This window comes from Streptomyces sp. NPDC050264 (assembly GCF_040655895.1).
Classification (GTDB): Bacteria; Actinomycetota; Actinomycetes; order Streptomycetales; family Streptomycetaceae; genus Streptomyces.
In genome coordinates, this window is sequence record NZ_JBFAKV010000007.1 from 318,142 (window position 1) to 332,112 (window position 13,971).

General features: G+C 71.3%; 12 protein-coding genes. All 12 read left to right on the forward strand.

The genetic code is table 11. The features are described 5' to 3' along the window. The first annotated feature begins 142 nt into the window (after positions 1–142). The 12 genes from AB0J02_RS15395 to AB0J02_RS15450 all read left to right on the forward strand — a co-directional run bounded on the left by AB0J02_RS15395 (position 143) and on the right by AB0J02_RS15450 (position 13,936). Positions 143–805, forward strand: coding sequence for a GntR family transcriptional regulator (locus tag AB0J02_RS15395; RefSeq protein WP_363194138.1), 663 nt, complete (start codon positions 143–145; stop codon positions 803–805). Continuing rightward, positions 802–1,716 (forward strand): dihydrodipicolinate synthase family protein, encoded by a 915-nt coding sequence (locus tag AB0J02_RS15400; RefSeq protein ID WP_363194139.1) that lies wholly within the window; start codon positions 802–804, stop codon positions 1,714–1,716. The genes AB0J02_RS15395 and AB0J02_RS15400 overlap by 4 nt, the downstream gene beginning before the upstream one ends. Continuing rightward, a complete protein-coding gene (gene araD / locus AB0J02_RS15405; protein ID WP_363194140.1) occupies positions 1,713–3,452 on the forward strand; it encodes an L-arabinonate dehydratase in 1,740 nt (579 codons plus the stop codon). The genes AB0J02_RS15400 and araD overlap by 4 nt, the downstream gene beginning before the upstream one ends. A 96-nt stretch (positions 3,453–3,548) precedes the next feature. Beyond that, entirely contained in the window at positions 3,549–4,478 is a 930-nt protein-coding gene (locus AB0J02_RS15410) for a sugar ABC transporter permease (RefSeq protein WP_363194141.1), read from the forward strand. A gap of 110 nt (positions 4,479–4,588) precedes the next feature. After that, positions 4,589–5,389: a carbohydrate ABC transporter permease gene (locus AB0J02_RS15415; RefSeq protein WP_363194256.1), complete on the forward strand. Its 801-nt coding sequence runs from the start codon at positions 4,589–4,591 to the stop codon at positions 5,387–5,389. Continuing rightward, on the forward strand, positions 5,386–6,609 hold the full coding sequence (locus AB0J02_RS15420) for a Gfo/Idh/MocA family oxidoreductase (RefSeq protein ID WP_363194142.1): 1,224 nt from the start codon (positions 5,386–5,388) through the stop codon (positions 6,607–6,609). Before AB0J02_RS15415 ends, AB0J02_RS15420 begins: the two co-directional genes overlap by 4 nt. After that, a complete protein-coding gene (locus AB0J02_RS15425) occupies positions 6,606–7,466 on the forward strand; it encodes a PmoA family protein (protein ID WP_363194143.1) in 861 nt (286 codons plus the stop codon). Before AB0J02_RS15420 ends, AB0J02_RS15425 begins: the two co-directional genes overlap by 4 nt. Beyond that, complete coding sequence (locus AB0J02_RS15430) at positions 7,463–9,061, forward strand: family 43 glycosylhydrolase (protein ID WP_363194144.1); 1,599 nt, start codon at positions 7,463–7,465, stop codon at positions 9,059–9,061. Before AB0J02_RS15425 ends, AB0J02_RS15430 begins: the two co-directional genes overlap by 4 nt. Further along, positions 9,058–10,407, forward strand: coding sequence for a sugar ABC transporter substrate-binding protein (locus AB0J02_RS15435; RefSeq protein WP_363194145.1), 1,350 nt, complete (start codon positions 9,058–9,060; stop codon positions 10,405–10,407). Before AB0J02_RS15430 ends, AB0J02_RS15435 begins: the two co-directional genes overlap by 4 nt. A gap of 112 nt (positions 10,408–10,519) precedes the next feature. Next, positions 10,520–11,344, forward strand: coding sequence for a rhamnogalacturonan acetylesterase (locus AB0J02_RS15440; protein WP_363194146.1), 825 nt, complete (start codon positions 10,520–10,522; stop codon positions 11,342–11,344). A gap of 68 nt (positions 11,345–11,412) precedes the next feature. Next, entirely contained in the window at positions 11,413–12,720 is a 1,308-nt protein-coding gene (locus AB0J02_RS15445; RefSeq protein WP_363194147.1) for a pectate lyase, read from the forward strand. A 97-nt stretch (positions 12,721–12,817) separates the two neighbouring features. Then, positions 12,818–13,936 (forward strand): pectinesterase family protein, encoded by a 1,119-nt coding sequence (locus AB0J02_RS15450; protein ID WP_363194148.1) that lies wholly within the window; start codon positions 12,818–12,820, stop codon positions 13,934–13,936. Positions 13,937–13,971: the final 35 nt, after the last annotated feature.

Here is a 13,971-nt window from a genome sequence, read left to right on the forward strand (position 1 = left end):
AAAGTCAGCCGAACTTCTTTTGATAGAAGCGTTGACGAAACACCGCGCTGCTTCTAGCTTCAACGCGTCGTACTTCGTACGTCATATATGAGACGCGATACGAGATACGAGAACAGCCGGACATCAGACCCGAGAGGCGCGCATGACCTCAGTGCCCACTCCGATCCCCTCCCGCACGCAGTACGTTCAGGACGAGATCAAGAACCGCATCCTGACCGGGCAGTTGAGACCGGGTCAGGCCCTGGTGGAGACCGACCTCGCCGCGCAGTTCGGCGTCTCCAAGACTCCGGTGCGCGAGGCGCTCAAGACGCTGGCCGGGACCGGGCTCGTCGTGATGAACCAGTACAAGGGCGTCACGGTGCGCATGGTGGACGCGGACATGGCCCGCGAGGTCTACGACGTACGGCTGCTGCTCGAACCGGAGGCGCTGCGCCGCACCGTGCACCGCCGCGCCTCCCTCGACGCCGCCCGCGAGGCCTTGGAGCGCGCCGCCACCGCGGCCGACACGGCCCAACGCTCCCTCGCCAACCGGGAGTTCCACCGGGCTCTCTACGTCCCGTGCGGCAACCCGCTGCTCGGCAAGATGCTCGACGAGGTCCGCGACCAGGCCGCCCTGGTCTCCGCGGTGGCCTGGGCCGCCCACCCGTCCTGGGAACGCGAGGCCGCCGAGCACCGCGAGATCCTGGAGCTCGCCCTCGCCGGTGACGCCCAGGGTGCCTCGCGCGCGCTGCGGGACCACATCGCGTCGTTCGTACAGCGGGCCTTCCCCGAGGCCCGGGAAGCAGAGGGTGAGCAGCACTCATGACAGCGCCGTACTCGTTCCAGAGCCAGCGGGCCGCGCTGGCCGATGTCGTCGCGATCCCCGTGACCCCGTTCGCCGAGGACGGATCGGTCGACGAGGCCACGTACAAGAGCCTGCTGCGGCGGCTGCTCGACGCGGGGGTGCGCACGCTCACGCCGAACGGGAACACCGGCGAGTTCTACGCGCTGACCCTGCAAGAGCGCACCAGGGTCACCGAGTTGACCGTCGCGGAGGCGGGGGAGCGGTCCGCGGTCCTGGTCGGCGTCGGCCATGACGTGCCGACCGCCGTCGACGCGGCGCGCCACGCCCGCGACCTCGGCGCCCACATGGTGATGGTGCACCAGCCCGTGCACCCGTACGTCTCCGAAGGCGGCTGGGTCGACTACCACCGCGCCATCGCCGACGCCGTGCCCGAGATCGGCGTCGTCCCGTACCTCAAGAGCGCCGCGCTGCCCGGCTCCCGCCTCGCCGAACTCGGCGCGGCCTGCCCGAACGTGATCGGCGTGAAGTACGCCGTGCCGGACGCCGCGCGGTTCGCCGCGTTCGCCCGGGACGCGGGTCTGGACCGGTTCGTGTGGGTCGCGGGCCTCGCCGAGCCCTACGCGCCGTCCTACTTCTCGGCCGGCGCCACCGGCTTCACCTCGGGTCTGGTGAACGTCGCACCCGGCATCTCGCTGTCCATGATCGAAGCGCTTCGATCGGGTGACTATCCGGGCGCCATGAAGGTCTGGGAACAGATCCGCCGCTTCGAGGAGCTGCGCGGCGCCGACGCCTCCGCGAACAACGTCACCGTCGTCAAGGAGGCCCTCGCCTCGCTCGGCCTGTGCCGCCGTGAAGTGCGCCCGCCCAGCCAGGAGTTGCCCGAGTCGGAGCGCGCCGAGGTCGCCGGTATCGCGGCGGGGTGGTCCCTATGACCGCCGGCCGTCCAAGACTGACCCCGGAGGAGTTCCGCTCCCACCAGTGGTACGGCACCGAGGGCACCCTGCGCACCTGGTCGCACAACGCCCGGATGCGCCAACTCGGGTACGAGGCAGAGGAGTACAAGGGCCGCCCGGTGATCGCGGTCCTCAACACCTGGTCCGACATCAACCCCTGCCACGTCCATCTGCGCGAGCGCGCCGAGGCGGTCAAGCGGGGCGTGTGGCAGGCCGGCGGCTTCCCCCTGGAGTTCCCCGTCTCCACGCTCTCGGAGACGTACCAGAAGCCGACCCCGATGCTCTACCGCAACCTGCTCGCCATGGAGACCGAGGAGCTGCTGCGCTCCTACCCCGTCGACGCGGCCGTGCTGCTCGGCGGCTGCGACAAGTCGACCCCGGCGCTGCTCATGGGCGCCACCTCCGCCGACGTGCCGTCGCTCTTCGTGCCCGCCGGGCCGATGCTCCCCGGGCACTGGCGCGGCGAGACCCTCGGCTCCGGCACCGACATGTGGAAGTACTGGGACGAGCACCGCGCCGGCAACCTCACCGACTGCGAACTGCGGGAACTGCAGGGCGGGTTGGCCCGCTCCCCGGGCCACTGCATGACGATGGGGACCGCCTCCACGATGACTGCGGCGGCCGAGGCGCTCGGTATGACGCTGCCCGGCGCCTCGTCGATCCCCGCGGTCGACTCGGCGCACGAGCGGATGGCCGCCGCGTCCGGGCGGCGCGCCGTCGAACTCGCCCGGACCGCGCTGAGACCGTCCGAGATCCTCACCGAAGAGGCCTTCGAGGACGCCGTCACCACCGTGCTCGGACTCGGCGGCTCCACCAACGCCGTGATCCATCTGATCGCCATGGCGGGCCGGGCCGGGGTCCGCCTCACGCTCGACGACTTCGACCGCGTCGCGCGCACCGTGCCGGTGCTCGCGAACGTGCGGCCCGGCGGACAGACGTATCTGATGGAGGACTTCTACTTCGCCGGCGGCCTGCCCGCCTTCCTCTCCCGCATCACCGACCTGCTCCACCTGGACCGGCCGACCGTCAACGGCCGCTTCGGCGACCAGATCGAGGACGCCGTCGTGCACGCCGACGACGTCATCCGCACCCGCGAGAACCCGGTCGCGCCCGAGGGCGGTGTCGCCGTGCTGCGCGGCAACCTCTGTCCCGACGGCGCCGTCATCAAGCACATATCCGCCGAGCCGCATCTGCTCAAGCACACCGGCCCCGCCGTGGTCTTCGACGACTACAAAACCATGCAACGGACCATCAACGACCCGGAGTTGGGCATCACCGCCGACAGCGTGCTGGTACTGCGCAACTCCGGGCCCAAGGGCGGCCCCGGCATGCCCGAGTACGGGATGCTGCCCATCCCCGACCACCTGCTGAAGCAGGGCGTACGCGACATGGTGCGGATCTCCGACGCCCGGATGAGCGGCACGAGCTACGGGGCGTGCGTGCTGCACGTCGCCCCGGAGTCGTATATCGGCGGGCCCCTGGCGCTGGTGCGCACCGGCGACAGCATCACCCTCGACGTCGCTGCCCGGGCGCTGCAACTCAACGTAGAAGACGAAGAGCTGGAGCGGCGCCGCTGCGAGTGGACCGCGCCGCCCGAGCGCTACGAGCGCGGGTACGGGGCGCTCTACAACGAGCAGATCACGCAGGCCGACACCGGCTGCGACTTCGCCTTCCTGGCCAAGCCGGGCAAGGTCCCTGATCCGTACGCGGGCTGACCCGCCGCGCCGTCCGCCCCCCATTGGCCGAGATACCGAACAGCGCCGAGATACCGAACAACGTCTGCGAAGCGCTTCGAAGAACGGAGTCCAGTCATGGCCCAAGCCACTGCCGTGGCGAAAGCCCCGCCCACCCGGCGCCGCAAGTCGGCCACCCCGCGCAGGCTCCCCTACCTGCTGATCGCCCCCGCCGGGCTGCTGATGCTGGGCTTCATCGCGTACCCCGTGATCAGCGTCTTCTACTACAGCCTGCAGAACTACAACCCCACCAAACCGTGGCGCAACGGCTTCGCGGGCCTGGACAACTTCGTCACCGCGTTCACCGACGACCCCGACTTCTGGAGCACGCTCGGCTTCAGCCTCCAATGGGTCGTCGTGCAGGTGGTGCTCCAACTGCTGCTCGGCCTCGGCCTCGCGCTCGTCGTCAACCAGACGTTCGTGGGCCGCGCGATGGCCCGCGCGCTGGTCTTCTCGCCGTGGGCCGTCTCGGGCGTGCTCACCTCCGCCGTCTGGATGCTGCTCTACAACTCCCAGACCGGTATCACCCGTTACCTCGCCGACATGGGCGTGGGCACGTACGGCACCTCCTGGCTGTCGGACACCGCGACGGTCTTCCCGGCCGTCGTCACCGCCGAACTCTGGCGCGGCGTCCCCTTCTTCGCGATCCTCATCCTCGCCGACCTGCAGTCCGTCTCCAAGGACCTGTACGAGGCCGCCGAGGTCGACGGCGCCAGCCGCTTCCGGCAGTTCCTGCACATCACGCTGCCGCACCTGAAGGACGCGATCATCCTGTCCACACTGCTGCGCGCGGTGTGGGAGTTCAACAACGTCGACCTGCTCTACACCCTCACCGGCGGCGGGCCCGCGGGTGAGACGACCACCCTGCCGCTGCGCATCGCCTCCATCGCCGTCGACTCGCACGACTTCGGCTACGCGTCCGCGCTGACCTCCATCGCCTTCGTGATCCTCCTGTTCTGCTCGATGGTCTATCTGCGCCTGAGCAAGTTCGGGGGCGAGGAGAAGTGACCGTCAAGGAAGCCCAGTTGACCGCCACCACCGCACCCGCCGCCACCACGTCCGGCGGCCGGCACCGGCTCGACGCCGTCCCGCCCAAGAAGGGCCGCTCCTACGACGACGTGCCGCGCTGGCAGATCTACGTGCCGCTCGGCGTCTACCTCCTCTTCACGCTCATCCCGTTCTACTGGATGCTGCTGTTCGCGTTCCGGCCCACCGGCTCCACGTCCCTGGTGCCGTGGCCGCTGACCTTCGAGCACTTCGACAAGGTCTGGAACGAACGGTCCTTCGCCGTCTTCTTCCAGAACAGCCTGCTCGTCGGCGTCGCCTCCATGCTGATGACCACCGTCGTCGCGCTGGCCGGCGGTTACGCCCTCGCCCGCTTCAACTTCAAGATCAAGCAGGGCTTCATGCTGGCGCTGCTCTGTTCACAGTTCATCCCGGGCGCCCTGATGCTGGTGCCGCTGTTCCAGATCTTCGCCAACCTGCAGATGATCAACTCGCTCGGCAGCGTCATCATCGCCGAGACCGTCTTCCAGCTGCCGCTCACGATGATCCTCATCAGCGGCTTCATCAAGAACGTGCCGTACTCCCTGGAAGAGGCCGCCTGGGTCGACGGCTGCGGACGCTTCCGCGCCTTCTGCGCCGTCGTCCTGCCGCTGCTGCGGCCGGGCCTGATCGCGGTCGGCTCCTTCGCCTTCGTGCACAGCTGGAACCACTTCCTGTTCGCCCTGATGTTCCTCTCCGACCAGGACAAGCAGACGATCCCCGTCGGCCTCTCGACCCTCATGGGCGCCGACTCCGTCGACCTGGGCGCGCTCGCCGCCGGCGGTGTCGTCGCGGCCGTACCCGTCGTCATCGTCTTCGCCTTCATCCAGAAGTGGCTCGTCACGGGCTTCAGCGCCGGGGCGGTGAAGGGATGAGCGCCCCGCACGCGACGCGGCCGGTCCCCACGGAGCCCCTCCCCGTCGTCCTCGCCGGAGCGCGCGGTCACGGCCGCTGGCACCTGAACAACCTGCGGCGCCTCGCCGACGCGGGCCGCGTCACGCTCGCCGGCGTGTGCGAGCTGAAGCCGCTGGACGAGGAGGAGCTGGCGGGGTTCGCCGCCCAGCACCCCCCGGTCGCGCAGGGCGACGACTTCGGGGCGCTCCTCGACGCGACCGGCGCCCGGATCGCGATCATCTGCACCCCGATCCCCACCCACACCGACCTGGCCCTGACCGCGGCGCGGCGGGGCGTGCACCTCCTCCTGGAGAAGCCGCCCGCGCCGTCGTACACGGAGTACGAGCGGATGGCCCGGGGCGTGGCCGAGGCGGGCATCGCCTGCCAGGTCGGGTTCCAGTCGCTGGGCTCGCACGCCGTGGCCCATATACGGGATCTCGTCCGCGACGGCCTCATCGGCGAACCGCTCGGCATCGGCGCCGCCGGGGCCTGGGCGCGCGACGAGGCGTACTTCCGGCGCGCGCCGTGGGCCGGGCGCCGCCGCCTCGACGACGGCGCGGGCGGGCAGGCCGACGTCGTCGACGGCGTCCTCACCAACCCCCTCGCGCACGCCGTCTCCACCGCCCTCGCGCTCGACGGCGCGACCGGCGCCGACGATCTCACCGGCATCCGCACCGAACTCTTCCGCGCCAACGCCATCGAGGCCGACGACACCTCCTGCGTCGAACTCACCACACGCCACGGCTCCCGCGTCACCGTCGCCGCGACCCTCTGCGCCGAGCGGCCCGACGAGCCGTACGTCATCGTGCACGGCAGCCGCGGCCGCATCACCTTCTGGTACAAGCAGGACCGCGTCCTCGTGCAGCGCGCCGGACACGGCCCGCAGGAGACCGTGCACGGGCGCACGGACCTCCTGGAGAACCTCCTCGACCATCTGAGCGGCGGCGCGGAACTCCTCGTCCCGCCCGCCTCGACGGGGGCCTTCATGCGGGTCGTCGAAGCGATCCGCAGCGCCCCCGACCCGCGCGCCCTGCCCGCCGGGGCGTGGCGCACCGCGCCCGGCATCGGCGCCGGTGACGACGCCGTCCGCCGTGTCGTGCACGGCATCGACGCCCTCGTCGCCGCCAGTGCCGACTCCCTCACCGGATACGCCGGGCTCGGAGCGGACTGGGCCCGGCCAGGACTGGAGGCAGCATCGTGACCCACCTCGTGCGACAGGCCACCGCACCCCTGACGCTGAGCTGCGCGGGCCGCCCCGTCGCCCGCTACGAACTGCGTCCCGACGTCGGGCACCGTCTCGCGCCGCGCCCCTGCCTGCACCCGGTGAGCACGCTCGGCGGCACCCCGGTCACCGAGTTCGCCCCGGCCGACCACGTCCACCACCTCGGGGTGAGCGTCGCCGTGCCCGACGTCGCCGGGTACAACTTCTGGGGCGGGCGCACCTACGTCCGCGACCAGGGACCCACCGCCCTGGACAACCACGGCGAGCAGCGGCACCGCGAGTTCAAGCTGTGCGACCCGGACGGCTTCGTCGAGGACCTGGAATGGACCGCCGACGGCTGCCTCGTACTGCGCGAGCGGCGGACCGTCGCCGTCGCCCAACTGGCGCAGGACGCCTGGGCGTTGGACCTCACCTTCACGCTGACGAACCCGGCCGCCGAGGAGCTGACCATCGGCAGCCCCGCCACCAACGGCCGCCCCGGCGCCGCCTACGGAGGGTTCTTCTGGCGCGCGCCCAAGGAACCCGCCGCGCCCGCCGTGTTCACCGCCACCGACGAGGGCGAGTCCGCCGTGCACGGTCGCGCCGCCGCCTGGCTGGCCCTGGCCGGCGACGGCTGGACCCTGGTGTTCGCCGGAGCCACCGCCGAGACCCGCCGTGATCCCTGGTTCGTGCGCACGGGGGAGTACCCGGGCGTCGGCTCCTCGCTCGCCTCCGACGCGCGGCTGCGGATCGCCGCGGGGGACACCGCCGTGCGCCGCGTCGTCACGGTCGTCGCCGACGGCCGCCTCGACCGGGCCCGCGCCGCCGCACTGGTCCGCAAGGCGGTGGCCGCGTGAGGGGGGCGCTGCGCACGGGCGACCTGGGCGACGGGACCTACCGCAACCCGGTGCTGGCCGCCGACTGGTCCGACCCCGACGTGGTCCGTGTCGGCGACGACCACTACCTCACGGCGTCCAGCTTCGGCCGCGCCCCTGGCCTGCCGCTGCTGCACTCCCGCGACCTCGTCAACTGGACCCTTGTCGGGCACGCGCTCGACCGGCTCGAACCCGCCGAGGCGTTCGCTACACCCCGCCACGACTGCGGCGTCTGGGCACCGTCGCTGCGCCACCATGCGGGCCGCTTCTGGATCTTCTGGGGCGACCCCGACCACGGCGTGCTGCAGATCAACTCCCCTTCCATCAGGGGGCCGTGGACCACACCGCACCTCCTCAAGGCGGGCAAGGGCCTGATCGACGCCTGCCCGCTGTGGGACGAGGAGAGCGGCGAGGCGTTCCTCGTGCACGCCTGGGCCCGGTCCCGGTCCGGGGTCAAGAACCGGCTCACCGGGCACCGGATGAGCCCCGACGGCCGCGAACTCCTGGACGAGGGAAGGCTGTTGATCGACGGTGACCTGCTCCCGGGCTGGTTCACCATCGAGGGCCCGAAGGTGTACCGGCACGACGGCTGGTACTGGATCTTCGCCCCGGCCGGGAGTGTGGAGACGGGCTGGCAGGGCGCGTTCCGCTCCCGCTCCTTCTTCGGGCCCTACGAGGAGCGCGTCGTCCTCGAACAGGGTGACACCGGCGTCAACGGCCCCCACCAGGGCGGCTGGGTGCGCACCGGCGCCGGCGAGGACTGGTTCCTGCACTTCCAGCAGCGCGGCCCGTACGGACGGGTCGTGCACTTGCAGCCGATGCGCTGGGACGCGTCCGGCTGGCCGGTGCTCGGCGACGACGGCGCCCCCGTGCTCGTACACAAGAAGCCCGCGCTGCCCCCGCAGCCCGTGACCGCGCCCGCCACCGACGACGACTTCCCCGGCGGCCGCTTCGGACGGCAGTGGCAGTGGACCGCCAACCCCCGTGACGGCTGGTCCAGTTCGCACGCCGGGGACGGGCTGCGGCTCGCCTGTGTGCGGTCCGCGGACGGCGTGCGCGACCTGCGCCGCGTACCGCATCTGCTCACTCAGCGGCTGCCGTTGCTGCCGTCCCGCGTCGAGGTCGGCCTCCGGCTCACCAGCACAACACCCGGCGCCAGGGCGGGACTCGCCGTACTCGGCGACTCCTACTCCTGGATCGGTCTGGAGCGCGCCGAGGACGGCACCGCCCGCGTCGCGCACCGCTTCGCCGAGGCCGTCACCGACGCGGAGCGCGACGCCGCCGCCCCGCTCGCGGCGCCGGACGGGACGGCGCGGCTGCGCGTCGACATCGCCGACGGGGCACGCTGCCGCTTCTCCGTCGACACGGGCGACGGCGCCGGCTACCGGCCCTCGGGCCAGGTGTTCGCCGCCGCGCCGTGGCGCTGGGTCGGCGCACTGCTCGGCCTGTTCGCGGCGGCGCCGCCCGGACCGGGACCCGCCGGGACGGCCCTGTTCACGCACTTCCGCATCACCGGCCAGGCGTCACCCGCCGGCCACCACCCTCAGTTGGATCCAGAAGAAGAGAGCCGATCATGAACATCCGTACGCGCAGACGCGCCCTCCGCACCGGCACCGCCCTCGCCCTGACCACCGTCCTCGCGCTCACCGCCACCGCCTGCGGCGACGACGGCAGCGGCGCGGGCGGGGACAAGGGCGACGAGGGTTCCGGCAAGGGCGAGATCACCTTCTGGGACAACAACACGGCCGTGCGCCGCGACGTCTGGATGGAGATCATCAAGGACTTCGAGAAGGCGAACCCCGACATCAAGGTGAAGTACGTCGGCATCCCCGCGGAGAGCGTGCAGTCCAAGTACGACACCGCGATCCAGGGCGGCGGCCTGCCCGACGTCGGCGGCGTGGGCACCGCGATGCTGGCCGGGATCGCCGCGCAGAACGCCCTCGAACCGCTCGACGACCGCCTCGCCACCAGCTCCCTCAACGGCAAGCTCAACGACGCCTTCCTGGAGTCGGTGAAGGCCGCCGGCGGCTCGGGCTCGGACATGTTCACCGTCCCGACCTCGGCCAACAACGGCGTCCTGTACTACCGCACGGACATGTTCAAGACGGCCGGACTGGACGCCCCGACGACGTGGACGAAGTTCTTCGACGCCGCGGGCAAGCTCACCGACACCGGCAAGAACCGGTTCGGCTACACCATCCGCGGCGGCGAGGGCTCCATCGCCCAGGCCCTCGACGTGATGTACGGGCAGAGCGGCATCACCTCGTTCTGGGACGCCAACAACACCAGGACGACGGTCAACGACCCCAAGAACGTCGCCGCGTTGGAGAAGTACGTCGGGCTCTACAAGAAGGCCACCCCGTCCGCCGACGTCAACAACGACTTCACCAAGATGGTCGCGCAGTTCGACAGCGGCCAGATCGGCATGCTCAGCCACAACCTGGGCTCCTACGGCGACCACGTGAAGGCGTTCGGCGACAAGTTCCGCGGCCTGCCCAACCCGACCGGCGACGACGGCACCCGCGTCCAGGTCTCCAACCCCGTCGACGGGCTCGGCCTCTTCAAGTCCAGCAAGAACAAGCAGGCCGCCTGGAAGTTCATCGAGTTCGCCGCCTCCCACGCGCAGAACAGCAAGTGGAACGAGTCGGCCAAGCAGATCCCGGCCAACAGCGACGCAGCCAAGGACGCCTGGGTCCAGAAGTCGGAGCCGACCCGGCTCGCCGCCGACGCCCTGGCCTCCGGCTCGACCAAGATCGTGCAGCTGCCGTACTACCTGCCCGACTGGAACACCATCTCCAAGGCCGACAACGAGGACGACCTGCAGAAGGTCATGCTCGGCAAGGAGTCGGCGAAGAAGTTCCTCGACACGCTCGCCGAGCAGCTGAACAAGGCGCAGGACGAGTGGAAGGCGCAGGCCAAGTAAGGCCGCCACGCGCCCGAACGACCGGTCCGGCGGCGGGATGAACCAGGCCCCGCCGCTCCCGCCGCCGGATCCACCACCCTCCCGTACATCCAGGAAAGGACGGCACATCGTCGTGTCGACCACCCGAAGAGCGACCCTGGCCGCGCTCGCCGGACTGCCGCTGGCCGCGGCCGTCGCGCCCCCGGCGGCCGCCGCCCGCTCCCCGCACGGCAGCCGGACCCTGTTCATCGCGGGCGACTCCACCGCCGCCCAGAAGTACGCGGACGCCGCGCCGGAGACCGGCTGGGGCATGGCCCTGCCGTTCTTCCTCACTCCGTCGGTCGAGGTCGCCAACCACGCCGTCAACGGACGCAGTTCGAAGAGCTTCGTCGACGAGGGCCGTCTCTCCGCGCTCCTCGCCGAGCTCCGCCGTGGCGACCTCCTGCTGATCCAGTTCGCGCACAACGACGAGAAGACCGCCGACCCCACGCGCTACACCGAGCCCTGGTCGACGTACCAGGAGTACCTGAAGCTCTACGTCGACGGGGCGCGGGCCAGGGGCGCCCGGCCGGTGCTCGCCACCTCCGTCGAGCGCAGGAAGTTCGACGCCGACGGCAACGCGCTGCCCACCCACGGCGACTACCCGGCGGCGATGCGGGCCCTCGCCCGGCAGGAGGGCGTCGCGCTCCTCGACATCCAGGCGCTGTCGCTCGCGCTGTGGCAGCGGCTCGGCGTCGAGGAGACGAAGGTCTACTTCAACTGGACCGCCACGGAACAGGACAACACGCACGCCAACCCGCCCGGCGCGATCGCCGTGGCCCGGCTCGTCGCCACCGAACTGCTGCGCCGCCGGGTGCTGCCCGCGCACGGCGTGCGCCGCCTCGGCGACGAGATCGACGAGCTGTCCGAGCGCTGGCGGTCGCGCCTGACCTGGCTGCCCGGCACGACCCCGGCCTGAGCCCGGTGCCCGGTCCCCGCCCGATGCCCCGCCCGAAATCCCGCCTGAATTCCCGCAAGGAGCGCACAGTGATCACACAGAGATGTCATGGCCGCGTCATAGCTGGACTCGTGGGCTGCACCGCCCTCGTCCTCGCCGTCACCGGTACGGGTGCCGCCCAGGCGCACGGCCGCGACGCGGCCCGGCAGACGCTCGCCGCGCACGACGGCTGGGCCTCGGCGACGACCGGCACCACGGGCGGCGCCGCCGCCGACCGGGTCCGCACGGTCACCACCTGGGCCGAGTTCAAGGCGGCCCTCGCCGAGAGCGGCACCGCCCCGCGGATCATCAAGGTCAAGGGCACCCTCGACGCGGACGGCGCGGACTGCTCCGGGTTCGCCGTCGACGGATACGACTTCGACCGGTACCTCGCCGACTACGACCCCGCCGTGTGGGGCTACGACGAGGACCTGGAGCAGCAGAAGGCGACCACCGGCACCCAGGAGTACCTGCGCAACCAGTCGGCCCTCGCGCAGGCCAAGGCCATCAAGGCGGCCGTCCCCGCCAACACGACGATCATCGGCGTCGGCAAGGGCGCGGGCATCGTCGGCGGCAGCCTCCAGATCAACGGCGTCGACAACGTCATCGTGCGCGGCCTCACCATGGAGTCCCCGCTCGACTGCTTCCCGCAGTGGGACCCGACCGACGGCGACACCGGCAACTGGAACTCCGAGTACGACGCGGCCGTCGTCTACAACTCCACGCACGTCTGGCTCGACCACAACACGTTTACCGACGGCGACCACCCCGACTCGACCCTGCCCACCTACTACGGGCGGATCTTCCAGCAGCACGACGGCGAGCTCGACGTCGTCAAGGGCGCCGACTACGTGACCGCGTCCTGGAACGTCTTCGAGGACCACGACAAGACGTTCATGATCGGCAACAGTGACAGCGCGGCCGCCACCGACGAGGGCAAGCTGCGGGTCACCCTGCACCACAACCTGTTCAAGAACCTCGTCGAGCGCGCGCCGCGCGTCCGCTTCGGGCAGGTCGACGCCTACAACAACTCGTACGTCGCGAACGGCGACTACGGATACTCCTTCGGTATCGGCTACAAGTCCCAACTCGTCGCCGAGAAGAACGCGTTCACGCTCCCCGAGGGCATCACCGCCTCGTCGGTCCTCTACCGCTGGAACGACTCCCCGCTCACCGCCGAGGGCAACGTGGTGAACGGCGCGAGGACCGACCTCATCGCCGCCTACAACGCGGCGAACGCGGCCACCCCGCTGACCCCCGGAGCCGGGTGGAAGCCGACGCTGCGCACGCATGTGGACCCGGCGAAGGCCGTGTCCCGGATCGTCGGGCGGGGCGCCGGAGCGGACCGGCTCCGCTGACTCGATGTCGTCGTCCGGGTGCGGGGTCGCGCGCGGTAGCCCGCGCCCCGCGCCCGTGGCCGGGCGTAACCCGCCCTCCCTCTGAAGGAGCACCGGTATGTCGCCGCATCACCCTCGACCAGCTCTGCCCCGACGCGGGTTCCTCGCCGCCGGCGCCGGAGCCGCCCTCGCGCTCGGTCTCGCCGCCACCCCCGCCGAGGCCGGGGCCCGCCCCTTCGGGCCCTACGGTTCGCCCGCGCGCCGGCTGAACGAACGCACCCTGTACGTCGACCGGAACGGCGCGGGCGACCACACCACCGTGCAGGCCGCCGTGACCGCCGCGACCGGTGCCGGCCACACCCTCGTCATCGCACCCGGCGTCTACCGCGAGACGGTCTCCGCCGCCCTCGCCTCGACCGGGATGACCTGGATCGGAGCCGCCCGCGACCCGCGCCGCACGGTCATCGTGTACGACAACGCGGCGGGCACCGCCAAGCCCGACGGGTCGGGCACGTACGGCACCACGGGCTCGGCGACCGTGACCCTGCGCGCCGACGGATTCACGGCGCGGGGCATCACCTTCGCCAACGACTGGCTGCGCGCCGACCACCCGGACATCACCGGCACCCAGGCCGTCGCGCTCAAGGTCATGGGCGACCGCTCGGCCTTCTTCGGCTGCCGCTTCCTCGGCCACCAGGACACCCTGTACGCGGATTCGTCCGCGCTGACCACGTTCGCCCGCCAGTACTTCCGCGACTGCTACGTGGAAGGGGACGTGGACTTCGTCTTCGGGCGCGGCACGGCCGTCTTCGACCAGTGCCACTTCCGTACGCTCGACCGCACGGACCTCGCGGGGGCCCCGTACGGATTCGTCTTCGCGCCGTCCACGGCCGGCGCCAACCCGCGGGGCTACCTGGTCACACGCTCCCGGATCAGCTCCACGGCCCCGGACGGCTACTACAAGCTGGCCCGCCCGTGGGTGCCCAGCTCCGACACCACCGCCCGCCCGATGCTCACCGTCCGCGACACCCGCCTGGGCCCCGGCACCGACGCGGTCGCTCCCTACACGAACATGTCGGACGCCTACCCGTGGCAGAGCCAGCGGTTCGCCGAGTACCGCAACTCCGGTGCGGGCGCGGTCGTGTCAGTGCCCGCGAACCGGCCGCAGCTCACCCGCGAAGAGGCCGTGCGGCACACCCGCGAGAGCTACCTCGGCACGTGGCGGCCCTATGCGTGAGGTACCCCTCCGATGCCCGGCTGTCCGGCGAAAGG